At 35.8% G+C, this 24,692-nt stretch carries 25 protein-coding genes and 1 tRNA gene; 8 read left to right on the top strand and 18 right to left on the bottom strand.

Features of this window, described 5'->3' with window-relative positions; translation table 11 throughout:
* Positions 1–13 precede the first annotated feature (13 nt).
* The 7 genes from AC6EI0_RS07470 to gcvT form a co-directional block, all read right to left on the bottom strand.
* Positions 14–847, bottom strand: a complete 834-nt coding sequence (locus tag AC6EI0_RS07470; RefSeq protein ID WP_498521955.1) for an aminotransferase class IV — start codon at positions 845–847, stop codon at positions 14–16.
* Complete coding sequence (locus AC6EI0_RS07465; RefSeq protein WP_498521954.1) at positions 844–2,184, bottom strand: anthranilate synthase component I family protein; 1,341 nt, start codon at positions 2,182–2,184, stop codon at positions 844–846. Before AC6EI0_RS07465 ends, AC6EI0_RS07470 begins: the two co-directional genes overlap by 4 nt.
* Complete coding sequence (queC, locus tag AC6EI0_RS07460; protein ID WP_498521953.1) at positions 2,181–2,861, bottom strand: 7-cyano-7-deazaguanine synthase QueC; 681 nt, start codon at positions 2,859–2,861, stop codon at positions 2,181–2,183. Before queC ends, AC6EI0_RS07465 begins: the two co-directional genes overlap by 4 nt.
* A gap of 46 nt (positions 2,862–2,907) precedes the next feature.
* Entirely contained in the window at positions 2,908–3,549 is a 642-nt protein-coding gene (locus AC6EI0_RS07455) for a 7-carboxy-7-deazaguanine synthase QueE (protein WP_498521952.1), read from the bottom strand.
* Positions 3,550–5,217 carry a CTP synthase gene (gene pyrG, locus AC6EI0_RS07450; protein ID WP_498521951.1) on the bottom strand — a complete coding sequence of 556 codons (1,668 nt, stop codon included), beginning with the start codon at positions 5,215–5,217 and terminating at the stop codon, positions 3,550–3,552.
* Positions 5,218–5,320: 103 nt separating this feature from the next.
* A complete protein-coding gene (gene aspS, locus AC6EI0_RS07445; RefSeq protein ID WP_498523519.1) occupies positions 5,321–7,141 on the bottom strand; it encodes an aspartate--tRNA ligase in 1,821 nt (606 codons plus the stop codon).
* Positions 7,142–7,215: 74 nt separating this feature from the next.
* Positions 7,216–8,334: a glycine cleavage system aminomethyltransferase GcvT gene (gene gcvT / locus AC6EI0_RS07440; protein ID WP_498521950.1), complete on the bottom strand. Its 1,119-nt coding sequence runs from the start codon at positions 8,332–8,334 to the stop codon at positions 7,216–7,218.
* A gap of 150 nt (positions 8,335–8,484) precedes the next feature.
* On the opposite strand from gcvT, the gene AC6EI0_RS07435 reads away from it, so the two are divergent.
* Positions 8,485–8,679: a metal-binding protein gene (locus AC6EI0_RS07435; protein ID WP_498521949.1), complete on the top strand. Its 195-nt coding sequence runs from the start codon at positions 8,485–8,487 to the stop codon at positions 8,677–8,679.
* Between the two features lie 4 nt (positions 8,680–8,683).
* Here the strand turns inward: AC6EI0_RS07435 and speB are convergent, their stop codons facing one another.
* Genes speB through mazG form a run of 3 tightly spaced genes read right to left on the bottom strand, consistent with a single transcriptional unit; the run spans position 8,684 to position 11,278 of the window.
* A complete protein-coding gene (speB, locus tag AC6EI0_RS07430; protein ID WP_498521948.1) occupies positions 8,684–9,592 on the bottom strand; it encodes an agmatinase in 909 nt (302 codons plus the stop codon).
* A complete protein-coding gene (gene speE, locus AC6EI0_RS07425; protein ID WP_498521947.1) occupies positions 9,589–10,455 on the bottom strand; it encodes a polyamine aminopropyltransferase in 867 nt (288 codons plus the stop codon). The genes speB and speE overlap by 4 nt, the downstream gene beginning before the upstream one ends.
* A 10-nt stretch (positions 10,456–10,465) precedes the next feature.
* Complete coding sequence (gene mazG / locus AC6EI0_RS07420) at positions 10,466–11,278, bottom strand: nucleoside triphosphate pyrophosphohydrolase (protein ID WP_498521946.1); 813 nt, start codon at positions 11,276–11,278, stop codon at positions 10,466–10,468.
* Between the two features lie 140 nt (positions 11,279–11,418).
* Here mazG and AC6EI0_RS07415 point away from each other — a divergent pair.
* Both AC6EI0_RS07415 and AC6EI0_RS07410 read left to right on the top strand, forming a co-directional pair.
* Positions 11,419–11,490: transfer RNA gene (locus tag AC6EI0_RS07415), tRNA-Val, on the top strand.
* A gap of 20 nt (positions 11,491–11,510) precedes the next feature.
* On the top strand, positions 11,511–11,861 hold the full coding sequence (locus AC6EI0_RS07410) for an AIR synthase (RefSeq protein WP_498521945.1): 351 nt from the start codon (positions 11,511–11,513) through the stop codon (positions 11,859–11,861).
* A 27-nt stretch (positions 11,862–11,888) separates the two neighbouring features.
* Here the strand turns inward: AC6EI0_RS07410 and AC6EI0_RS07405 are convergent, their stop codons facing one another.
* Positions 11,889–12,140 carry a hypothetical protein gene (locus AC6EI0_RS07405; RefSeq protein ID WP_498521944.1) on the bottom strand — a complete coding sequence of 84 codons (252 nt, stop codon included), beginning with the start codon at positions 12,138–12,140 and terminating at the stop codon, positions 11,889–11,891.
* 63 nt (positions 12,141–12,203) lie between these two features.
* Here AC6EI0_RS07405 and AC6EI0_RS07400 point away from each other — a divergent pair, with 63 nt between their 5' ends.
* From AC6EI0_RS07400 to AC6EI0_RS07390, 3 genes are all read left to right on the top strand, one after another.
* The gene (locus tag AC6EI0_RS07400) at positions 12,204–12,659 is read left to right on the top strand and encodes a protein phosphatase (protein ID WP_498521943.1); all 456 of its coding nucleotides are present in this window, start codon (positions 12,204–12,206) and stop codon (positions 12,657–12,659) included.
* A gap of 73 nt (positions 12,660–12,732) precedes the next feature.
* On the top strand, positions 12,733–15,534 hold the full coding sequence (locus AC6EI0_RS07395) for a valine--tRNA ligase (RefSeq protein ID WP_498521942.1): 2,802 nt from the start codon (positions 12,733–12,735) through the stop codon (positions 15,532–15,534).
* A 12-nt stretch (positions 15,535–15,546) separates the two neighbouring features.
* Positions 15,547–16,170 carry a TVP38/TMEM64 family protein gene (locus tag AC6EI0_RS07390; protein ID WP_498521941.1) on the top strand — a complete coding sequence of 208 codons (624 nt, stop codon included), beginning with the start codon at positions 15,547–15,549 and terminating at the stop codon, positions 16,168–16,170.
* Here the strand turns inward: AC6EI0_RS07390 and AC6EI0_RS07385 are convergent.
* Genes AC6EI0_RS07385 through AC6EI0_RS07375 form a run of 3 tightly spaced genes read right to left on the bottom strand, consistent with a single transcriptional unit; the run spans position 16,167 to position 18,857 of the window.
* Positions 16,167–16,325, bottom strand: coding sequence for a hypothetical protein (locus AC6EI0_RS07385; protein WP_498521940.1), 159 nt, complete (start codon positions 16,323–16,325; stop codon positions 16,167–16,169). The two genes, AC6EI0_RS07390 and AC6EI0_RS07385, sit on opposite strands and share 4 nt — an antisense overlap.
* A 19-nt stretch (positions 16,326–16,344) precedes the next feature.
* Complete coding sequence (ligA, locus tag AC6EI0_RS07380) at positions 16,345–18,417, bottom strand: NAD-dependent DNA ligase LigA (RefSeq protein ID WP_498521939.1); 2,073 nt, start codon at positions 18,415–18,417, stop codon at positions 16,345–16,347.
* Positions 18,418–18,434: 17 nt separating this feature from the next.
* Positions 18,435–18,857: a hypothetical protein gene (locus tag AC6EI0_RS07375; RefSeq protein ID WP_498521938.1), complete on the bottom strand. Its 423-nt coding sequence runs from the start codon at positions 18,855–18,857 to the stop codon at positions 18,435–18,437.
* Positions 18,858–18,975: 118 nt separating this feature from the next.
* On the opposite strand from AC6EI0_RS07375, the gene AC6EI0_RS07370 reads away from it, so the two are divergent.
* Positions 18,976–19,524: a SprT family zinc-dependent metalloprotease gene (locus tag AC6EI0_RS07370; RefSeq protein ID WP_498521937.1), complete on the top strand. Its 549-nt coding sequence runs from the start codon at positions 18,976–18,978 to the stop codon at positions 19,522–19,524.
* A gap of 87 nt (positions 19,525–19,611) precedes the next feature.
* Positions 19,612–20,145: an RNA helicase gene (locus AC6EI0_RS07365; protein WP_498521936.1), complete on the top strand. Its 534-nt coding sequence runs from the start codon at positions 19,612–19,614 to the stop codon at positions 20,143–20,145.
* Between the two features lie 6 nt (positions 20,146–20,151).
* Here the strand turns inward: AC6EI0_RS07365 and AC6EI0_RS07360 are convergent, their stop codons facing one another.
* The 4 genes from AC6EI0_RS07360 to rplI are packed head-to-tail and all read right to left on the bottom strand — an operon-like array spanning position 20,152 to position 24,684.
* A complete protein-coding gene (locus AC6EI0_RS07360) occupies positions 20,152–20,739 on the bottom strand; it encodes a chorismate lyase (RefSeq protein ID WP_498521935.1) in 588 nt (195 codons plus the stop codon).
* Between the two features lie 5 nt (positions 20,740–20,744).
* Complete coding sequence (mnmG, locus tag AC6EI0_RS07355; protein WP_498521934.1) at positions 20,745–22,715, bottom strand: tRNA uridine-5-carboxymethylaminomethyl(34) synthesis enzyme MnmG; 1,971 nt, start codon at positions 22,713–22,715, stop codon at positions 20,745–20,747.
* Between the two features lie 34 nt (positions 22,716–22,749).
* The gene (gene dnaB, locus AC6EI0_RS07350; protein WP_498521933.1) at positions 22,750–24,168 is read right to left on the bottom strand and encodes a replicative DNA helicase; all 1,419 of its coding nucleotides are present in this window, start codon (positions 24,166–24,168) and stop codon (positions 22,750–22,752) included.
* Positions 24,169–24,225: 57 nt separating this feature from the next.
* Positions 24,226–24,684 (bottom strand): 50S ribosomal protein L9, encoded by a 459-nt coding sequence (gene rplI / locus AC6EI0_RS07345; RefSeq protein ID WP_498461703.1) that lies wholly within the window; start codon positions 24,682–24,684, stop codon positions 24,226–24,228.
* Positions 24,685–24,692 lie beyond the last annotated feature (8 nt).

Raw genomic sequence — 24,692 nt, 5'->3', positions numbered from 1 at the left:
TATGTTCAAGATATTATTTTTTAGATTTTAATAAACTTAGCCAAAAGTCTTTGGGGTTAGTTGATATTTTTAATTCTTTTTGGTTGACTTTTTGAATTGGACGACAACTTAAGCTATTGATTAAAAACCATTCATCATTCTCTTCAGGTATGGCTTCAATAAATGTTTCTTTGATGATATTTAAATCAATTCCTCGTTGACGCATTATGCCAGGTAGACAACCACTATTAGATGCTGGAGTCAACCAACTATTTTCTCTTTTTACTAATATATTGGCTGTGGTGGCGCAACATATTTCACCTTGACTATTTAATAATATTGCATCATTAAAGCCTGCATTTTTCGCTTCTAAGCGTGCTTGAATTCCTTGGCTATAAGAAAATGTTTTACAATAACTTAAACGGCTAAAAGAATTCCTTCTTTCAGTTTGACTAATCATTGTGGATATAGATTCAAAACTTGGTTGATAAGAATCTATCTCCAACCAAAAACTATGCTGGCTTGTTTGACTGATATCAATTCCACGTTGTTTAGATACTCCTCTAGTCCAATTAATACGAATGACTCCATTTATATTATTTAATTGTGCTCGATTAATGCCATCTTCAATGAGTGAATTCAACCATTCTTTTGATGGTGGTGAATTCATTTCTAAGATACTTGCACTTTTTTCCCATCTATTTAAATGCTGATCTAGAAGCTGTGGCTCTCCATTCAAAATTAAAATCGTTTCAAAGATACCATCCGCAAAGTTCAGTCCTCGATCATTAATTGGGACTTTTAAATCATCGAAGATTCCCCAGTGACCATTAATCCAGCCTAATTTTTTGCTTTTATTGTTAATCATGTTAATGCTTTTAAAAGTGGCATTAATTTCCAATTCATTTCTTCAGCTTCTTTTTTGCTATCTGAATCTGCAACGATTCCACATCCAGCATGAGCAGAGATAGAGGATTCTTTAACCATTAAAGATCGAATAAGAATATTGCTGTCAAAGACTCCATCCCAATTGATATTTAATATTGACCCACAATAAGGACCTCTTGCTGTTGGCTCAAGTTCATACAATCTTTTACATGCTCTAAGTTTGGGTGCTCCTGTTATTGAGCCACCTGGCCAGCAGGCTTCCAGTAAGTCTACCCAAGTTTTATTTGTCATGAGCTTACCTTTCACAACTGAAGTTAGATGATGAACTTGAGAATAGCTCTCTAAAACAAGTAGATGAGGGACCTTGATTGAGCCAGGTTGGCATACTCTTCCAAGATCATTTCTTAGTAGATCTACAATCATTACATTCTCAGCATGATCTTTTGTGCTACAAATAAGCTCTGCTGCCCAATCTGCATCTTTTTCTGGATCTTTATCTCTCGGTCTAGTCCCTTTGATTGGTCTTGTTTCTACCTCACCACTAGGCAAAGCTTTTAGAAATCGTTCTGGCGAAGTTGATATAATAGCTTCTCCTTTTGCTAATTCATCTCCGATAATTACTCCAGCAAATGGAGCTGTAGAGCATTCTTTTAGTTTAGAATATACGTCTATTGGACGCATGGATTTTGGTAATGGGGCTTGGCAAGAGGTAGTTAGATTGGCTTGAAAAATATCACCGTTAGCAATCCATTTTTTGATCTGATCAACTCGTTCAGAATATTCTTGACTTGTTAATTTCCATTTCCAGGACCCTAGTGGGATACGTTGGCTGTTTTCTATTTTTTTTGTAGTTTCAGTGTCTTTTTTGGAAAGCTTTTGATGAAAAGTACTGTTTAAAAAATTTTCCATAACTGAGATGCGTTTATCATCTTTGCCCTCGAGCCATAGCTCTTTCTTTTGAAGATCAAATTTTAATATTGGGTCATGTGAGGCTATCCATAAAGTTGCCATAGAACTTGTTTGCCATGGATTTTGTGGCTCTGTCCAAGATGCAGCTTCATAACTCAGCCAACCAGTCCAATGCCCTGGCGGTAATGCGCGTAAAATTTTAAAAGGATTTGAATTCGTTTTTGAAATTTCTAATTCTCTAGAACAAAATTGCTTTAAAGGATTAATTCCTAAGGTAACCCATCGACCTAAATCACTCCCATCACCATCAAGCCATATAAATCCAGCCTCTCCCCATTCTTGAATTAATTTTTGAGCTACTACCTCAGGTAATTCCCACTGACATAGTTGTCGTTTAATCTTATTCACAAGACATATTGACTACATAGATCTTCTCGGCCTATTTCTTTTAATGCTTTATCTCTAATACGACAACTATCACATATACCACATGCTTTACTTTCACCTTGATAGCAACTCCATGTTTTTTTTATAGGAATTTGTAGGCGTAATGCCTCTTTAAAGATTGTTGTTTTTTCCCAATTTAGTAGTGGAGCCCACAGTTTTATACCTTTTCCCTCTCGCCCTACTCTGCTGGATAAGTTAGCTAATTCTTGATATGCCTCTAAATAATCCGGTCTACAATCTGGATATCCAGAATAATCCATTGCATTGATGCCTAATGCTATTCTATTTGCACCACGAGCCTCTGCAAGACTCAACCCAATAGCAACAAAGATTGTGTTTCTACCTGGAACGTAAGTGTTAGGAATGGTATTTTTTTGTATGCCTTTAGTAGGTATTTTTTGTGACGTGTCGGTTAAGGAGGACCCACCCCAAGAAGATAAATCAATCTTGATTGTTATATGATCTTCAAGATTTAAATCTTTTGCTAGATCTGCTGCTGCTTGTAATTCTTTCAAATGTCTTTGGCCATAATCAAATGATAAACCAATTACTTTTTGCCCAGCTTCCATAGCGATACAAGCAGCTGTAGCCGAATCAATTCCTCCGGAAAGTAATGCAATTGTAGTTTGTTCAATCATTATTTTTTTTAAATCTAATGAAGCAAAATCTCATTTATCTAGATTGTTAGAGTACACCTAGCCATTTGTGAGTTTGCATACTTAATCTCCAATCAGGATTATTTTTTACAAATTTGATTGCGAGTTTTTGACCCTCTTCATTTTCCCATCCAGCCTGCAAAAATAATTGAGGTTTAATGTTTCCATTGTTTTTTATTAAATTATTCATTGTTTTAGCAAAAAGTAAATCATCAGCGTTATGTATAACAACTTTTAATTCTTGGCAAGATAAGAGATTATCAAGGCGTGGAGGAGAATGCCGTTTAGGAGATAATGTTATCCAATCTGGGTTGCCACTTAATCTATCTACGCCACTGGTTTCGAGATGAATGGGAATAGATTTTTTTTCTTGGTTGAGTGTAGACTTTCTAATTTCTCTGCATAGATGATCTAAATTATGATGTAATGGCTCACCTCCAGTGATTACAACAAAAGCTGCACCTTCTTTTTGAGCTTTAGCTGTGTTAATTGATAAATCCATCAAACTTTTTTGTGGATGAAGTTCGGAATTCCATGAATATTTCGTATCACACCAAGGACATCCAACTTTACAACTAGCTAATCTAATGAAGTAAGCGCTTCTACCAGCATGTTCTCCTTCTCCTTGTAGAGAATGAAAACATTCCACTACTGGTAGAGATTGTTCCATTTATTGCTGTTCTAGAGATTTTTTCCCAATAATTTTTGATTGTGGATTGAATGCCTCATTTGGTGAGGATGGTACGCGTAATTGTGCAGCTTGAATCAAGCCACTAAATAAAGGGTGTGGTTTCCCTGGCCTTGAGAGAAATTCTGGATGATATTGACATGCAATAAAAAAAGGATGATTTTTTAATTCTATTAGTTCTACCAACCGACCATCAGGTGAAGTACCACTAATTACATAACCAGATTCCATTAGGAGAGTCCTATATGAATTATTGAACTCATAACGATGTCTATGCCTTTCGTAAACAACTTCTTCGTTATATAAGCTTTGCCCTGTTGTGTTGGTTTGAAGTCTACAAGGATATACTCCTAATCTCATTGTTCCTCCTAGATCAACTACGTCTTGTTGTTCTGGCAGTAAGTGAATTACAGGGTGTTTTGAATTTGGATTTAGTTCGGCACTAGATGCATCCTCTAAACCAGCTAAATTGCGAGCCCACTCAATGACAGCACATTGCATACCTAAGCAAAGCCCTAGAAAAGGGACTCTTTGCTCCCTTGCCCATCTGATAGCAGCTATTTTCCCATTTACGCCTCGGTTACCAAAACCTCCAGGAACGACAATTGCGTCCATTCCATGAAGTAGTTTTTCTGCTCCCTCTGATTCGATGTTCTCCGCATTGATCCAGTGAAGATCTAAAGATGCATCTTGAGAGATACACGCATGACGTAATGCTTCAACTACTGATAAGTAGGCATCATTTAATTGCACATATTTACCAACTAATGCGACTTTGACAGAAGGACCTGGATTGCGCAATTTATGAACTAATTGTTCCCAGTTTTTTAAATCACTTTCATGATCATTCAGATCCAAGCAATCTAATACTTCTTTACAAAGTCCTTCATCTTTGAGAGCTAATGGTACTGAGTAAATACTGTCAGCATCAAGAGATGCTATAACCGCATCAGAGTTAACTCCGCAGAAACCCCCTATTTTATTTTTTAAATCATCATTAATAGGCCTATCACTGCGACAAACTAAAATATCTGGCTGAATACCTATAGAACGTAATTCTTTGACAGAGTGCTGTGTTGGCTTGGTTTTAATTTCTCCAGAGGTACCAATGTAAGGCAATAATGTGACGTGAACATAAACAACATCGTTTCTTTTTACATCCCCTTTAAATTCTCTTATTGCCTCAAGAAAAGGTAGAGATTCGATATCTCCAACAGTTCCTCCAATTTCTGAAATTACTACATCTGCACCACTATTATCTGCTACACGTTTAATTCTTTCGCGAATTTCACGAGTGATGTGGGGGATAACTTGAACTGTTCTTCCCTCATAGTCACCTCGTCTTTCTTTATTAATAACAGCTTGATAAATGGAACCTGTCGTTACACTGTTTAGTCTTGACATTGCAGTATCTGTAAAGCGCTCATAATGCCCAAGGTCTAAATCAGTTTCAGCACCGTCTTCAGTTACAAAAACTTCTCCATGTTGAAATGGGCTCATCGTCCCAGGATCAACGTTTAGATAGGGGTCAAGCTTCAAAATCGAAACACTGTACCCTTTAGACTTCAGTAGTCTGCCAAGACTTGCGGCAACAATTCCTTTGCCAATGCTTGAAACTACACCACCAGTGACGAAAACAAATTTTGCCATTTACTTTTCAATCATTCTTTAAGCTACCTTGATCCAGCTAAACGCCAAGTAATTTACATATTTTCTCTTTAGGATAATGTTTTTGCTGCTAATTTCTATCAATTTATTCAGGTTCGATCCAAGTCGAGGATACATGGAGGTCTTCTAATTGTTTGTTTTCTACCGTTGCAGGGGCTTTAGCCATGGAACAACGAGCTTGTTGTGTTTTTGGGAAAGCAATAGTATCTCTAATTGAATCTTCATTGGCTAAAAGCATAACTATTCTGTCAAGTCCAAATGCAATTCCACCATGTGGAGGAGCACCCATTGAAAGTGCATCAATTAAAAAACCAAATTGCTCTTCTGCTTCATCGCTAGATAGACCAATTACTTCAAGTACAGTTTTTTGAAGTTCCGAGTTGTGAATTCTTAAAGATCCTCCACCAATCTCTAGTCCATTGAGAACTAGATCGTACGCTTGTGCATTTGATCTGGGTAATTTGTCTTTCCATAAGTTTTTTGATGCACCAATATCCTCAGGTTTCGGAGCGCAGAAAGGATGATGAATGGCTTCCAGACGATTTTCATCAGAATTGAATTCAAACATAGGAAAATCAGTGACCCAAAGAAAATTCCATTGTGTTTTCAACCCGTTGTCGGAAATGATTTTTAGATCTTGAGCTATAAATTGACGAACTCTATCTAAGGTTCTATTAACAATATTTGTGGGTCCTGCACCAAAAAGGATTAAATCACCAGCTTTCGCTTGGGTTTTTGATAGGAGTTCTTTTATCTGTGAAGTAGTTAAATTTTCTTTTATGGCTCCAATAGTATCGACTTCTTCATTATCTCTAACTCTAATAAAGGCTAACCCTCCAGCGCCAGCCTTTTGGGCTTCGCTAAAAATATCTCCACCTGGTTTTATTCTTACATTACTAATTAAATTATTTCCTTCCTCAATGGTGATGCATTTGACGCATCCACCAGAAGAAATAGCATTTGAAAAAACTTTAAATCCACTTTTAGAAAATAAATCACTTGTGTTAACAAGTTCCATTCCATATCGAGTATCAGGCCTGTCAGTTCCAAACCGATCCATAGCCTCTTGCCAAGTCATCCTTGGAAATGGAGTTGGGAGATCAATTCCTTTGATTTTTTTCCAGATGTTTACAATTAACCTCTCATTTAAATCAATTATTTCTGTTTCCTCCATAAAACTCATTTCAATATCTAATTGCGTAAATTCTGGTTGCCTGTCTGCGCGTAAATCTTCATCACGAAAACAGCGTGCGATTTGGTAATAACGTTCAATGCCACCAACCATCAATAATTGTTTGAATAATTGTGGTGATTGCGGCAATGCAAAAAATTCGCCACCGCATACTCTTGAGGGGACTAAGTAATCTCTTGCTCCTTCAGGAGTTGATCGAGTCAGAATAGGTGTTTCAACTTCTATAAATCCTTCGTTTTCAAGAAAATTTCTAGCCGCTTTGACTGTGTTGTGTCTTAATCGAAGATTTGTATTCATTCTCTCTCTTCTGAGATCCAAATATCTATGCCTCAGCCTGATTTCTTCTTTAATACTCTCTTCATCATGAATTGAAACTGAGAAGGGGAGTGTCTTAGTAACAGTATTCAGAATTTTTATAGTGTCAGCTAAGACTTCTACTTCACCGGTTGGTATTTTTGTATTAATAGCTTCTTCAGGTCTTGCTCTAACTAATCCATTGATTTGAAGAACAGTCTCATTTCTTAGACTTTCAGCGATGCTAAAAAGATTTTGGCCTTGATCTGGATCTACTGTTATTTGAAGTGTTCCAGAGCGGTCTCTTAGATCAATAAAAATTACCCCGCCATGATCCCTTCTGCGATCAACCCAACCACATAGTTGAACATTTGCGCCAATTGCGGAAGCTCGTAGTTCTCCACAAGTCTTATTGCGCATGAAATTCTTAATCATCATGAATAATGAGTTTCCCACAAAGAACGGCTTTTATGCACAACACAGTTTCTACTTGCTCAAAAACCTTTTCTGTAGAAAGGTCTTTTTACGATTATTGCAGGATGTTTCTTTCCTCTGATTTCTACTTCTAATTTACTATTTGTTTTTGCAATTTCGCTAGGCACATAAGCAAGAGCTATAGGTTCTTTCAATGTTGGAGACCAAGTTCCGCTAGTAATTTGCCCAACAGTTTCGTTGTTGTATAAAACTGGATATCCTTTTCTTGCGATTCCTTTATCCTGTACCTTAATACCAACAAGTTTTTTTTCTGTTCCATTTTCGGCTTGTTTTTCTAGAGCTTTTCTGCCTATAAAATCATGAGGCATTTCTAAATGTACTAACCAACCCAAACCAGCTTCAAAGGGAGTGGTGTCTAAGTTGATATCGTTGCCATATAGATGCATAGAAGCTTCTAATCGAAGTGTGTCTCTTGCTCCAAGCCCGCATGGAGTAACTCCAGATGCGATGAGATTCTTCCAGATGGACTGTGCTGTTTCTGGCGATGACAAAAATTCCAAACCTTCCTCTCCTGTATATCCAGTGCGTGCAATAAAAATTGAGTCTTCTCCGTTAATTAAATTGGAATTAGAAGTAATAGTTTTGTGCCCAAAGCGTGGTAAATCGGATAAACACTCTTTAAGAATTTCCTCAAATGTACGGATTGATTGTGGACCTTGGATGGCAATTAATGCACCCTCAGGCATGAATTCGGATATTGTGATTTCTTTGGTTGAAAGATTTAAATTTAACCATTCAATGTCTGATTCTTTTCTTGCGGCATTAATAACTAAAAGTATGCTTTCTTCATTTGTGTCTAAAATACCTTGATCATAAATGATTAGATCGTCTTGAATTCCTCCATTTTCTTTTAAAAAAACTGTATAACACGCTTCACCAGGTCCTATTCGAAACACGTCTGAAGGAACTAAATTTTGTAATGAGCTCTTGATATTTTTACCTTTTATTTGCACAACACCCATATGAGATATGTCGAACATTCCAACACTTTTTCTTACTGCATTGTGTTCTTCTATTAACCCAGAAAAACTGACAGGCATTTCCCAATTTGCAAAAGGCACCATTCTAGCCCCTAATTTTTGGCATTCTTCGTAAAGAGGAGTTTGCAGTAATTTCATTTTTTGTTGAACGTTGAAAGAAATTCACTAGTAAAAACGTGAACCAATAAGAATTTCTAGAACAAATTTAATGCTTTGTGGCTCGATCCGGAAAGTTTTACTACTCTATGAGTCTTGGGTTAAGACTTGATGACTCTAAAAAGATCTTGTATGAGCTGCAATCAGTGTGTTTCAAGTCATTTTGATTCATTCTCATGGTGCAAACTGAGAAAGATAAAAATACATTCTGAGATATCTTCATTTGTTTCTTGTGGTCATTGGATAAAAAAAGAACCTTATTTCCCAAAGATTTCTGAAAGATCTGTTGATCAACAACTCGATTTTGAAAAGGTATTAGTTGAATGAGAATTCAAATTTTGTAGGATGATTTGTCCAATAACATAATTAATGAACGTATAACTTTTGCAGCAAGGATACTACTAATACCAGTGTTATCTAATTTGGGAGATAATTCGACTACATCAGCACCAATTAAGTTATGAGACTTAATCACATCTATTATTGCTGCAAAATCTCCCCAGAAATAGCCTCCTGGCTCAGGAGTTCCTGTTCCTGGCATTATAGATGGATCAAACCAATCTAAATCAAAAGTTAAATAGATTGGGGTTCCTTTAAAACTTTTTAGAGCCTCTTCTAAAGATTTTCCATTCCCTCCTAAAGTATGAGGAATTAATCTTTTAGTATTATTCATCTCAATAAATTCTGATTTTGTTCCACTTCTTATTCCTATTTGAAAAATCTTTTTGCTAGGTAGTATTTCTAAACATCTTTTCATAGTACATGCATGACTAAATTTACTACCTAACCATTCATTTCTAAGGTCTGCATGAGCATCTAATTGAATAATAATTAATTCAGGATAATTAGTAATTATTGATTTAATAACCCCACTTGTTATTGAATGTTCTCCACCAATAATAAGCGGCTTTAAATTATTTTTAAGTAATATGTCTGTAGCATCTCTTATATAATCCAGTGTTAACTTTGCATCTCCAATTGGAACATCTAATGAACCTACGTCAGCAAAGTTTATATCCTCTAAATCTAAATTTAATTGTGGACAATATGTTTCAATTCCATAACTATCTTCCCTGACAGCAGAAGGACCAAATCTTGCACCAGGCCTAAAGCAACAAGTCCCATCATAAGGAACTCCTAAAAGCGACACTCTGCATTGATCGATGCCTCTTTGTGCACCCATAAATATTGCACCATCATTATTAAATAGTGATAGATCTTTGAGGTTGGATTTGTTCATATTTTTGCTAGCTCCCTTTCTATGAATGCAGGGATAGTCTTGAATGCTCCTTGTTGCCATCTCTCACTCCAAATCTGACAAGTTTCGGAGATTTCTTCTACTCGATTTTTTCTTGGATGCATATATTTTGGCTTCTCCATAGATGCAAATGTCCAGCTCCATAAACCGCTTGGATATATAGATACAGATCCATACATTGGATCTGCGTAGTCAAAAATTTCACGAAGAACTTTGACAATATTTATATGAATTTGCTGAAAAGATTCGGGGGATTCACTTTGTGTTGCCAAAACCCCTCCCGGTTTAAGTATTCGTTTGCAATTTTTTAGAAAAGAATTGCTGAATAATTCTTTGGATGGTCCAATAGGATCTGCTCCATCAATAATAATCACATCATATGAATTCTCTTTTTTATGTTTTACCCAATCAATACCATTCTTGATTTGTAAATTCAATCTTGAATCAGACCATGCATTGCTTCCAATAGTTGGCAAATACTTTTGACTTAATTCAATAACTCTTATATCGATTTCAATTAAATCGATAGATTTAACATCTTTATATTTTAAACATTCTCTTGCACTACCCCCATCACCCCCTCCGATAATTAAAATATTATCTATTTGCTTAGAACAACACAAGGCAGGATGAATAAGACATTCGTGATAATACTTTTCAGACTTTTCTGCGGTCATCCAACAATCATCAAGTAATAATGCTGTCCCATATCTTTTACTTTCATATATGGTAATCTTTTGAAAAGGACTTGACTCTTCTAGTATTACTTTTCCCTGTAGCCCATATCTAACGCCTTGATGATATTCGTCAAGCCACTCTGAACTTTTTTTTAGTTTGTCGTTCATAATTACTATATTAATGCTTGAGATTGATCTTCGCTAGTTCCCAGTATTTTTCTAATTTCTTTTTTGATTGCGAATGTAATTCCCCATCTATATTTTCTTCTATATATGTTAATCGTTCAAGAAACCTTTTATTAGTTTTTGCTAATCCTTCTTCTATAGATAACTTATGCCATCTTGCAATATTGATCAATGTAAATAATACGTCTCCTATTTCTGATTCAGCTTCGGAAGTATTTTCGTTTTTTAAGGCATCTTTTAATTCTTCTAATTCTTCATATAATTTATCCCAAATCTGATTACTTTTTTCCCATTCGAATCCGTTTTTTGAGGCTTTGTTAGAGATGATTAGTGCAGCTATTGTTGAAGGTTGAGGTCGTATCTTTAATTTTAATCGGTCACTAATTGGAGTTTTTGAGTTATTTGATGGTCTCTCTTTATTTTTGATTTTTTCCCACGAGTATTCCACTTCTTTGATACTTACTGTTGCTTTTTCTTGAAATACATGTGGATGCCTGCGAATTAGCTTTTCAGTGATTATGTCAATGATATCTCCCATATCAAATAATTTTTTTTCTTTTGCTATTTGAGCATGCAAAATTATTTGTAATAAGAGATCTCCAAGCTCCTCCTTTAATTCGTCAGGATTGCCTTCTCTTATTGCGTGAGCAACTTCATAGGCTTCCTCTAAAACATATGGGATCAACGAAAGATGAGTTTGTTTCAGATCCCAAGGACAACCATTGATTGGATCTCTTAGGTCTGAAACTACTTCAATGAGTTTATTGATTTTTTTCTCTAAATTTAATTGGTTTGTGTTTGTCATTTTTATTTGTCCTGAGAGAGCTGTAACGAAGCTTCTAAAACGATTTTTTTTGAATCGTTGATCTAATTATGATTAATTCTCAACATCAGAGCAGCTTGAGGTATAAAGTAAATGAATTAGTCCTTGGACTAAAAATGTATGGGCGATTAGCTCAGCGGTAGAGCGCCTGCCTTACAAGCAGGATGTCCCTGGTTCGAACCCTGGATCGCCCATCTAGATTATTTTTCAATTTATGCAAAATGGTCCTGGATTAAAAATTTCAGCAACAGCAGTAGCAGAGTTAAATAGGCAAGCTGCTTTTACTGGCACACCAGGAGTTATGCATATTGATCTACTTGATGATAAGTGTGGAGAGGGATGGAAATTTATAAGAATTAGGCCAGGAAAAAATGATGGTGTTCCCCTCGCTAGAGCTGACGGGATTACTTTGTATGCTCGCCAAGATCAAGTCCAATTTTTTCAAGGTCTAAAGCTGAATTATTTTGGTGATTTAAGTGGAGGTGGATTTCTGATTAGCACGCCAAAAGGGGCAGAAGCTTCTCCATGTGGATCAGGCTTTAGGAAACTTGCAAAAGCTCAATAATTTTTTAAAACAATTAGAGAATTGACTCTATTCTTCTGGAAACAAGATTGAAGAAAGTTCATCAGAATCAACTTCATAGACGCGAGCTAAACTTGTCTCAATTGCGCTAGTGACTTCACCAGGTAAGAATCTCATAGCATTTAAAGCATCATCAGTTATTTCTTCTGTAAGTAACTTCTCTTTACTATTTAATTTTTCATCGTTGATTACTGCAATTACCCAGCTTTGATATGCGTAGACAAGATCGGAGAACTCAAGTTCAGGGTCGTTCAGATCCATGACAAATAAACAGATAATGAACAATAAACACTAGTTTGGCTGTAGTTGGAGAAAATGTCTTCTATGGAACAAATATCTCGCACGTCTATTCAAGCAAAAGCATTTGAGTTTGCATTGATGGAATTAATTTATAGTAAGCGAGATAGCTTTCAGCCGCTATGGAGCGTTGATAGTTGGGTTAAATTTTTAATCTGGTTAAGTTTAAATTGTGGGCTTTCTGGAGACAAAGAAAGCCTGGAATTGTTTGCGAAAGCCATGGGTTCTCCTTTAACAAGTCGAATGAGAAAAATATTTTTTGAACGAGCTTTAGAAGATTTATCAATACATGTGATGGCTGATCCTGCAGAAGCGCAAGTTTTGATAATGCCTATAACTGTAGATAAGGAGATTAATGATTTTGATATAATTCAAGCCTTAAAAACGATTGGTTTAAGTGAAAAAGTTTCTCTATCTTCGACTAAATGGGAAAAGCATGATTCAATTGTTTCGATTCCTTGGAATGTGAAAAGTGACATTTGAATTTAGGAAAAGCAAGAATGATGTAAAACTTTTCTCGGGAATGAGTAAATTAAATTAAACACATTTTTTTTCTGTGATCGAGCGGGCAAAAACGACAAAATTATCGGAAGCCTTAGGGCTTTCTAAAACATATGATCCAGCTGGCACTGAAAATCGCTGGCAGAAAGCTTGGGAAGAAAAAGGAGCTTTTAAAGCTGATCCAGAAGCCTCTGGAGATCCATTCTGCGTAGTTATCCCTCCTCCAAATGTCACAGGGAGTCTGCATATGGGGCATGCATTTAATACCGCTTTAATCGATACAGTTGTCAGGTACAAGAGATTAAAAGGAAATAATGTTCTTTGTCTTCCAGGAACAGACCATGCTTCAATTGCAGTTCAAACTATTCTCGAGAGACAACTTAAGGAAAAAGGTATAAATCGTCGTGATCTTGGTAGAGCGTCCTTTTTGGAAAAAGCTTGGGAGTGGAAAGAAAAAAGTGGTGGAAGAATTGTTGATCAATTAAAGCGTTTGGGATATTCCGTAGACTGGAGTAGGGAGAGATTTACATTGGATCAGGGCTTGAGTAAAGCTGTTTCCGAAGCATTTGTTCGTTTACATGAGAAGGGATTGATATATAGAGGAGAATATTTAGTGAATTGGTGCCCTGCCTCAGGTTCGGCTGTGAGTGATTTAGAAGTTGAAATGAAAGAAGTAGATGGACATCTATGGCATTTTCGATATCCGTTAATCACACCATCTGTATCAAGTGCAAGAAAAATTAGTTATTTAGAAGTAGCGACTACACGTCCTGAGACGATGCTTGGTGATGTCGCAGTTGCGGTGAACCCATCAGATGAAAGATATAAAGATCTCATAGGGGAGAAAGTTACTTTGCCTCTTGTTGGTAGAACTATTCCCGTTATTGGAGACCCTCATGTAGATAAAGATTTTGGAACTGGATGTGTCAAAGTTACTCCAGCTCATGATCCTAATGATTTTGAGATAGGCCAAAGACATGACTTACCTCAAATAACAGTCATGACTAAAAAAGGAACTATGAATCATAACGCAGGTCAATTTGAAGGCCTTGATCGTTTTGAGGCTCGTGAAGCTGTTATTAATTCTTTAAAGGAAATTGGTCTTTTAACAAAGATTGAAGCTTATAAACATAGTGTTCCTTTCTCTGATAGGGGGAAAGTACCAGTAGAGCCACTTCTTTCCACTCAGTGGTTTGTCAAAATGGATACTCTTGCTACTAGTTGTTCTGAATTTTTTGATAAAGGGCAACCTAAATTTATTCCTAATAGATGGTCTAAAGTTTATCGAGATTGGTTAACTGATATAAGAGATTGGTGTATTAGTAGACAATTGTGGTGGGGACATCGCATTCCAGCTTGGTTTGTAATTAGTCAAACAGATAATAAAGTTGTTAATGAAACACCGTACATTGTTGCTCGGACAGAAGATGAAGCGAAGAAATTAGCACGAGAAAAATATGGAGATTCAGTCAAAATTGAGCAAGATGAAGATGTTCTAGATACATGGTTTTCCAGCGGTTTATGGCCTTTTTCTACATTAGGTTGGCCTGATGAAACACATCCTGATTTTCAACGCTGGTATCCCACAAATACTCTAGTTACTGGCTTTGACATTATTTTCTTTTGGGTAGCAAGAATGACAATGATGGCTGGAGTCTTTACGGAGAAGATGCCATTTTCTGACGTCTATATTCATGGACTTGTTAGAGATGAGCAGAATCGAAAGATGAGTAAAAGTGCAGGAAATGGTATTGATCCTTTATTACTAATAGAAAGATATGGAACAGATGCTTTGAGGTTTGCTCTTGTTCGTGAAGTTGCAGGAGCGGGACAAGATATACGTCTTGATTTTGATCGTAAAAATCAAACTTCAGCAACGGTTGAGGCCTCTCGAAATTTTGCTAACAAGCTTTGGAATGCAACTAGATTTGCTCTTATCAATCTTGAGGATCAAGATTTTGAAAATTTGGAGAAATATGATTCTTTTCAGTTGCAATTATCAGATAAGTGGATTTTATCAAGGCTTGCTCGAGTCAATCGTGAGACGGCTAATCGATATGAAAATTATGCTTTAGGAGAGGCGGCTAAGGGATTATATGAGTTTGCTTGGAATGATTTTTGTGATTGGTATTTAGAATTAATTAAACGTCGATTGAATACTTCAAAAAATTTGTCTCCTGATGAATTATTAGATCAAAAAATAGCGAAAAGTATTTTATACAAAGTTTTAAGTGATCTTTTGATTATGCTTCATCCTTTAATGCCCCATTTAACAGAGGAGCTTTGGCATGGATTAACAGGTTTAGCTGAAGATCAATTTTTAGCTTTGCAGCCTTGGCCAAAATCAAATGAACACGACTTGAATATTGATTTAGAGAGTTCTTTCACTGATTTATTTGCATCTATCAGATTAATTCGCAATCTACGAGCAGTTGCTGGGTTGAAACCCTCTCAAAAAGTTCCTGTTATGTTGGTCTCTGGCAAGGAAGTCTTGCAAAACACCCTAAAAACATCAACCAATGATATTGCTGCTTTGACTAAGGCTAAGGAAGTCCAAATATTATCTCCAGAGCAAGCAAAATCATTGCCTTCTATGAAAGCTTTAGCTGGCGTAAGTGGCGAGTTAGAGGTGGTTCTTCCTATTGAAGGATTGATAGATATAGCTTCTTTACGATCAAGGCTTGAAAAAGATTTAAATAAAGCACAAAAGGAGATAGAAAGTCTCTCTGGACGTTTAGCAAATAAGAATTTTGTTGATAAAGCTCCTAAAGAGGTTGTTGAGGAATGCAGAGCAAATTTAACGGAGTCAGAAGCGCAAGTTCGCCTTGTCAAAGAGCGTTTAATCGGATTGGACTGAACTCTTTAAACTATGTCTAACAACTTAGAGACTCTTGTTAATAATTTTATTCCTTTTTTAAGTAGCCCTTTTGGAATTTTGTTTTTTGCTTTGGTGTATGTTTTTTGGGTGTCTTTTTTGTTGCCAGGCTCATGGCTTTCCATGTTGTCTGGCTTTCTGTACGGAACCTGGCTTGGAAGTTCGGTTGTATTTGTGGGTGCTTTTTTTGGAGCTCATCTAACTTTTTATTTAGGGAGAACTTTTTTAAAAGAATGGGCTCAAAAAAAGGTCTCCAATTTTCCAAAAGTTCAAATAATGGAGAAAGCTGTTAAACGCGAGGGTCTAAAAGTTATTCTTCTCACAAGACTTTCTCCTCTTTTTCCATTTGGCTTACTTAATTTTACATATGGCTTGAGTGAGGTAAAAGTTCGTGATTTTACTCTTGGAATGATTGGTATATTACCAGGTACAATTTTATATTGTAGCTTAGGTTCTTTAGCACTCAAAGTTTCAAGTTTTGGTGAAGTACTCTCAGGAAGATCTGATACTAGTTCATTTATTTGGAGCTTAATTAGTATTTTATCGACTATTTTGGTTGTTATTTTAGTTTTACGTTCAACAAGAAAACTAAATCAGGATTCTCAAAAACTAGATTAATCATCAGCTTTTAAATTCCAATCTTCAATCGCTGCAAATACAATAAACCAATAAAGTCTTATCCGATTAAATATACCTTTTTTAGAAGCCAGCATCTCATATTTTGCGCGTCCACATTCTGTTTTAATTAAAGAAAAGATTTGATTTTTATTCATTGTTAAATTCTAATTATTTTTACAATAATAGCCTAAATTCATTTTCGTTAATTATTTTTACACCGAGATCTTGTGCTTTTTTTAATTTACTACCCGCTTTTTCTCCTGATAGTAAAAAATCAGTTTTTTTACTAATTGAAGAGCTGACTTTCCCTCCAGCACTCTCTATCAATTCTTTTGCCTCATCTCTTGTAAGCGAATCCAAAGTTCCTGTTAAGACAAAAACTTTACCATCAAAAATATTCGATTTATTTGAGTTGTAGTTTGAATCTAAACTCTCTTTTAGGGAGAATCCGATTGCTTTTAATTCTTTAATTAAGGTTTGATTATTAGAATCATCAAACCATTTAACTATTGCATCTTTCATTTCATTCCCAAATCCATAAATATTGGATATATTTTTAGGTGCCTCCTTCGCAACACTATTAAGTTCTTCAATGCTATGAAAGTTTTTTGAAAGAGATTTAGCATTTGCTTCTCCTATGTGAGGTATCCCTAAACCGTAGAGCTGTTTGTGCCAACTTTTGTTTTTAGACTCGTTAATTTCTATTAGTAAATTATTTGCAGATTTTTCACCGAATCTTTCAAGTTCTAAAAGGGAATCAATTTCAAGTTTGTATAAATCTGCGATTGACTTCACATATCCTTCATTTACTAATTGATTAATAATTTTTTCACCTAATCCATCTATGTTCATGGATCCTTTACTGACCCAATGACGTAAAAGACCTTTTAATTTTGCTGGGCATTTTGAATTAATACATTTCGTTATTGCTTCGTTTTCTTCTTGAATTAACTTGGAATTACATGCTGGGCAGTTTTTAGGAAATTCTACTAATTTTGAATCAACTGTTCTAAATTCTTTGATAACTCTAATAACCTCAGGGATAATTTCTCCAGCTTTTCGAACAATAATTGTGTCTTTGTAATGAAGATCTAAAGAGGAAAGTCTTTTTGAATTATGAAGAGTTGCACGATTCACAGATGTTCCTGCAAGCTCTATCGATTCAAACTCTGCTACGGGAGTAATAGCACCAGAGCGACCTACTTGGAAAATTAGTTTTTTTAATTTAGTCGCTTTCTCTTCTGCTGGATATTTCACAGCAATGGCCCATCTTGGAGCTTTATTTGTTGCACCTAAGACATTTTGTATTTCAAAATTATCTATTTTTACTACTATTCCATCAGTTGCATATGCTAAAGAATCTTTTTCAATTTCCCAATACTTGTAATAGCTGTTTGCGTCAAATAAGTTTTTTTTTGCTTCATATTTAGGGTTAATTTTAAAACCAATATTTTTTAAAAACTCAAGTGATTCAGATTGAGACTTTGGTTTTTTTAAATTGCTATCAGTTGGTTCCCAATTTTCTGGTAAATAAAGACTATATGCGAAGAAGTCAAGTTTTCTAGATGCAACTATTTTGGGATCTAATTGTCTTAATGTTCCTGCACAAGAGTTTCTAGGATTGGCGAAGAGTGCTTGATCAGTATTTTTTCTCTCAATATTGAGTTTTTTAAATATATTATTAGGCATGAAAGCTTCGCCTCTAATTTCAATCCAAGTAGGTGGATTTTCTAATAGTAAACTTAATGGTATTGTAGAAATTGTTCTGATATTAGTAGTGACATCCTCTCCATTTTTTCCATCTCCACGAGTAGCTGCTTTAGTTAAAATTCCATTTTCGTATCTAAGTGAAATAGCATTTCCATCAATTTTTAATTCACATATTAGTTCTGGATTATTAAACTCTTTAGTATTTTTATTTTGAGAATTTATTAATTTTTTGATTCTTGAGTACCATGCTTCTAATTCATTTATATTGAAAGCATTATCTAGGCTTAAAAGAGGAATATTATGCTCAACATTTTTGAAACCTTTAGAAGGAACGCCCCCTAATCTCTGGGAAGGACTATCATTAGTAATTAATGATGGGTGGATATTTTCAATTTCAATTAATTCTCGGTAAAGTTGATCATAAACAGCATCTTCTATCTCTGGTGTATCTAATACATAGTAAGAGTAATTTGCTTTGTTGAGTAAAGCTCTGAGCTCCTTGGCACGTTCATAATGTTGATTCAAGTTTGAATTCACTTATCACATTTGCGTTATTATGTATTGGCCTTGGCAATACGATCTATTTGCCAATTTTCGTTGATTTTAATAAAAGTGAAGTCCAGCGGCATTTCATTTTTTTTATCTTCTGATTTCAAGCTTAGTGTGAGCATTATTTGATTGTCTTCGATCCTTGGGCGCCCTGACTTCAAGTTTCTGTAACGATTTAATTGCAAGCTACCCAAAAATTTGATGAAGTCTTGTCTATTGACATGTGTTTTATAAGCTTTTGTCGTAAGTCTATAAGCTCCATCTATTCGGCCAGCTGCAATCTGATCAAAAAACTTTTTTACAAGAGGATTAATGCCTCTCGCACTTATTACGAGTTTAATTGCGTTAAAAGTCCAAAAAAGGAGAAGCGCACCAACTCCAACCAAGAGAGCTTTTAATCCAATTGTTTTGACAAGAGCACCATCCATTTTTTTAATTCCTGTTAGTAAAAGATTCTGACTTATTAGCCATGAGATTAGCTTGTTTGTTATTGATAGTCAGACAGAATGTTATCGGAATAATAAAGCTAATGAGTTCTCTGGATCAATGTCTTTAATACCTGTTTTACCATTGTTTCTTAAATTAAACAGACAATTTTTTGAGAACTCTCTGTTTGAGAAAGGAGTTCCTCGAGTCTCTGTGCGTTGGAGTGATGGCCGTATGCGTACTACGGCTGGGATGTATAAACGACAAACGAATTTTTTCGGAGTGAAAGCTAGTGAAATAATTTTATCTAGACCTGTATTAGAGAATCTCCCAAGGAACGCATTGATGAGTACCTTATGCCATGAAATGATTCATGCATGGATAGATCTTGTCCTAAAAGTTGAAGAGGCACATGGGCCAAATTTTCATCAACGTATGGCCGAGATTAATTCTCTTCAAAATGATTTCCAGGTAACAGTTCGTCATTCTTTCCCAGTTTCAAAAAAAATCCCTAAATGGGTTGCAACTTGCCCTTCATGTAAAAAAAGTTTTAGTTATCGTCGTATTGTTAAAGGGGCTGCCTGTCGGAGCTGTTGCAATAATTATTTTGAAGGTCGATGGGATCAAAAATGTGTACTTGAATTTCAACCTTTTTCTAGAAGTACATAAATCATTTAATTGGCTTTTTGGGAATTTTGGAAAAATTTCATCATTACGTTGTTTCACTAGTTGGTTTAAAAGCGTTAAATTTAGAAAATGAAATCATATAAAAATCATCATCAAATTCGCCAGCGATCTCGGGTACCCCTCGATCGCAGAATGGATAAATGGATACAAACAGGGAAACAGGTGGTAGATGGAGTAGCAGGCAATCGCCCTGGTCAAAGAAGGAGAGGATGGCAGGATAAAGAGACCTCAGCAAATTTTGAAAAAGTTGGTCGTTGGATGGAAGAGAAAATTGATTGGTTTTTTGAAGAAGATGATGATTGGTTCGATGTTGAAGACTTGGATGATGAATCTTTTCAAGAAAATACAAACGATATAAAAAGACCCTTAAGTGCTATTTCCTTAAGAGCTCCTAAAGCTTTACCGCCTCAGATTGAAGGAAGGAGAAAAAATCTAGACGAACTGGATGAATGGCCAGATGATCAATCTTTTAAATTAAATAAGTGGGAAAGAAAAGATAATTTAATTAAGCAAAATGAACCTGACATAGAAGATTTTTCTCTAAACGAACGAACTCCTCAAAGAAGAAAAAACATACCAAGATCTAATAGAAAAAAATATTAGTTGTTTTTAAAAAGCCTTTCTTGGTACTGGTCCTAACCACTTTTCTAGCTTTGGGCTGAACACTTCTCTGATTACAGTTAATTCTTTTTGTTGACGAAAAAATCGATAATGTCGGCTCCAAAAAGGACCATCTTCATTAAATTCCACTTTCAGCCACTTCGCATTAACTAATCCTAATCCATCCACTTCTCTAAAAAGTTCTGAGCGTCCTTGGGTCAAGCTTTTCCAGATTGGTTGATCCTTATTTTGTAGATGTTTTTCTGCCTCTTGATAATTCCACCAGCTTTCAGCCCATGCCAGGGTTAAATCTCCACATGTAAGCCAAACTTGTCTTCTTATTAAAGGTGGCTCAAGCTCGTTAACTTCTTCTGGAACTCCATTTTGATTATTATTTTCCATAGCCATAGATATGACCTTTATGGCAACCTCATGTCCTGTTAAAAGCTTTAGATGCCTGGTTGGGCTGCCATCACCAAGTAGCATTAACTGCCATGCTCCAGATAGTTTGTAGTTACCTTTTCCTGAAAGAACACTTTCTTTCGAGGCTTTCCAAATTACTTCAGGGGAAGGTAATTGAGATTGGTGTGAATTCACTTTTATCAGCTTGTTATTTTAAGTTGATCTTTTCTCTCAGCTTTTTTCATTTGCTCTATTTTTAACCATACAAGAAGTGCAGTAAGGTCAGCTTTGCTCACGCCAGGGAGTTGAGCTGCATGCCCAAGGCTTTTCGGCTGAGAAATTGTTAATTTTTCTCTAGCTTCTTTCGAAAGTGTTTTTATATTATTATAGTTTAAATTTTTTGGTAATAATTTTTTACTTTGTTGTTTTAATTGGTTTATTTGAGCTTTTTGTCGTTCTAAATAACCGGTATACTTGATATCTATTTCAACTCCTTCTTGAACATCTAAAGGAATACTTTCGGAGGCTAAATGATAATTAATTAAGTCTTTATAGTGAATATTTGTTCTTCTAAGGAAATTTGCTAGCGTTATTGAACCTTTGATAGGTGTTCCAGTTGAGGAATATATTTCCTTTGCACATGTATCGCTTTCTTTAATTCGTTCTTTTTCTAATCTTTCTTTCTCTTGATCGATCAACTTCTGCTTAGCATTAAATATTTTCCATCTTCTTTCATCAATTAATCCTAATTTGTAACCTAAGGGCGTTAAGCGTCTATCAGCATTATCACCCCTTAGGATTAATCGATATTCACTTCTACTAGTTAATACCCTATATGGTTCTTTTAAATCTTTTGTAACTAAATCATCAATCATAGTTCCTATATAACTACTTTCTCTTTCAAAAATAATTCCTTCTTGATTATTTACTAATCTTGCAGCATTTAAACCTGCAACTAAACCTTGTGCAGCAGCTTCTTCATACCCTGTTGTTCCATTTAGTTGACCTGCACTGAATAAACCACGTACTCTTTTTGTTTCTAATGTTCCTTCTAATTGTGTGGCTGGAATATAGTCATATTCTACTGCGTAAGCAGGTCTAAGCATTACACATTTTTGCAAGCCTGGCAGAGTCCTTAAAAGCTCTAATTGCAAGTTTTCTGGCAGTCCAGTTGAGAAACCTTGTACATATATTTCTGGAGTATCTCGACCTTCTGGCTCTAGGAAAATTTGGTGCGAATCTTTGTCAGAAAAACGTACAATCTTGTCTTCAATGGAAGGGCAATATCTTGGGCCTTTACTATCAATAAAACCTCCATAAATAGGTGTTAAATGAAGATTATTTTTAATAAGTTGGTGAGTTTCTTTTGTTGTTCGAGTTATATGGCAACTCATTTGCTCTCCACTTTTCCAGGAAAGAGGATCAAAAGAAAAGAATTTGTCTGAAGCATCGCTTAATTGCTCATCAAGAGAATCCAGATCAATACTTCTTCTGTCGATTCGAGCAGGTGTTCCTGTTTTTAAACGATCAGTAGTAAAGCCTAACTTTCGTAATTCTTCAGTCAACCCCTCAGAGGCTTGCTCTCCTGATCGACCTGCACTCATGGATTGATTGCCAATCCAAATTCTGCCTCCTAGAAATGTTCCTGTTGTAAGTACAACGGCTTTTGCATGAAAAACGCTTCCAAAATAGGTTTTAACTCCCTTTATAAATCCAATTCTCTCTTGAATTTCTGGTTTATGGTCTTCAATCTTCTTGGGATAATGTTCAATTTCTAGCCCAGTCACCATTGCTTCTCTAATCTTAAGGTTTGGGGCGTTTTGAAGAATTTTCAACATTTCATGTGCATATAATCTCTTGTCTGTTTGTGCTCTTAATGCTCTAACTGCTGGACCTCTGCTTGCGTTCAGGACTCTTTTTTGAAGAGCTGTTAAATCGGCTAATTTTCCGATTATTCCTCCTAGCGCATCAACTTCATGAACTAATTGACTTTTAGCTGGTCCCCCTACGGCAGGATTACATGGTTGCCATGCGATTCGATCTAAATTTAGTGTAAATAAAGCTGTATTCAATCCTAATCTGGAAGTAGTCAGGGCAGCTTCGCAGCCTGCATGACCACCTCCAACAACAATTACATCAAAACTTTCATTTGAGGATTGTTTAGTAACCATCAATTAAGCATTTAGGAATTTAATTTTCGAAAAATTAAGCGGCAAGGTTTCTAAATCTAGTAAATTGGGGTTCAAAAAGTAATTTAACTGTTCCAACAGGCCCATTTCGATGTTTTGTGACGATAACTTCTGTAATTCCTTTATCAGTAGTTTCTGGATTGTAATACTCATCCCTATAAATCATTAGGACCAAGTCCGCATCTTGTTCAATAGAACCTGATTCACGAAGATCACTAAGCATTGGTCTTTTATTTGTTCTTGATTCAACTCCTCTACTTAATTGAGATAAAGCGATAACAGGAACTTTCAGTTCTCTTGCCATGCCTTTAAGACCTCGAGTAATCCTTGAGATTTCTTGAACTCGATTATCTGGCGAGGTGCCTTCCATTAGTTGTAGATAATCAATCACAATTAGTCCTAGCTCTTTGCCTTGCTCAGCGATTAGGCGACGACATAATGACCTCATTTCAAGAACACTTGAATTTGGTTTATCGTCAATGAATATTGGTAATTGACCAAGGGTGTTAATACCTTGACCAAGTAATGGCCATTCATCTTGTTGCAAGCGCCCTGTTCTTAATCTACTGCTTTCAATACCTACCTCGCTTGAAAGCAGTCTGTAAGTCAGTTGCTCTTTACTCATCTCAAGACTGAATACACAAACAGGTAGATCATGAAGTTGAGCTACGTTTTTAGCCAAATTCAAAACAATTGAAGTTTTTCCCATCGCTGGTCGTCCTGCAACAATTATTAGATCGCTCCTTTGAAGTCCTTGGGTCATTGCATCCAGATCGTAAAAATTAACTGGTATTCCTGCTACTGATGTGCCAAGTGATCTACTTTCTATTTCATTGAAAGTACTTGTCAGTATTTCTGCAGTAGGTGTTAAACCTTTTGATGGTTGTTCTTGGCTAATAGCAAAGATTTTCTGCTCAGCTTGATCAATGGCCTCTTCCATTGGGAGGCTTTGATCAAAACCTAATTTGATCACATCATTCCCAGATTTGATGAGTTGTCTGCGCAGAAATTTATCGCTAATTAATTTAGCAACTTGTTCGATTGAGGCTGTAGATGTAACCCTTTCAACTAGTTCAACTAATCGATTATTTCCTCCAACTTTCTCTAAAGCATTTGTATCGGCTAGCCAAGCACTCATCGCTGTTAAATCTGTTGGCTTTCCTTGGCTATGAAGCATTAGTGCGGTTCTATATATTTCTCGATGAGCAGATATGTAAAAAGCTTCAGCTTGTAGCAAATCAGCTATTCGTCCTATTGCATCAGGATCCAATAAAATTCCACCAAGAACAGATTCTTCTGCTTCCAAATTTTGTGGTGGTATCTGATCAGGTTGAGCTTCAAAACGAGGCTTATCAATCTTGGAATTATTAAAAGCTCCAAAATCTCTATTTTGTTTTGAAAAATCCCCGTTGTTTGAAGAGGGGGTGCTTATCATTTATTGCTTGTTGGACAAGGACACCTACTTTGGCCTGTTCAGCCAAAGATGCAACTATTAGTAACTAGTAACTTCAAGGTTTATTTCAGCATTCACTTCGTTGTGAAGCTTGATTTGTACTTTATACTTGCCAACACCATGTATCTCTGGGACGGATATGTCTCTGCGATCTATTTCCTTTTTAGTTGCTTCTTTTACAGCCTCTGCTACATCACCATTTGTTACCGTTCCAAATAAGACTCCATCCTCTCCTACTTGTTTTTTCACAGTAAATCTTCCAATTGTTGTAAGAGCTGTTTGAAAATCAATTGCTTCTTGCTTTTTAGCAGCTTCTTTTTCGGCTTGTTTTGCTCTTCTATGTTCAACTTGTTTAAGAACAGTGGGCGTTACTGGTAAAGCTTTCTTGTTAGGTAATAAAAAGTTTCTTGCAAAACCAGGAGCGACCTCAACTAGGTCACCATCTTTGCCAAGACTTTTTATGTCTTCATTCAGAACAACTTGAACTCTCTTAGCCATGGATTGAA

It is taken from the genome of Prochlorococcus sp. G5PB11 (assembly GCF_059772425.1).
This window is presented reverse-complemented; position numbering and strand designations above follow the sequence as displayed.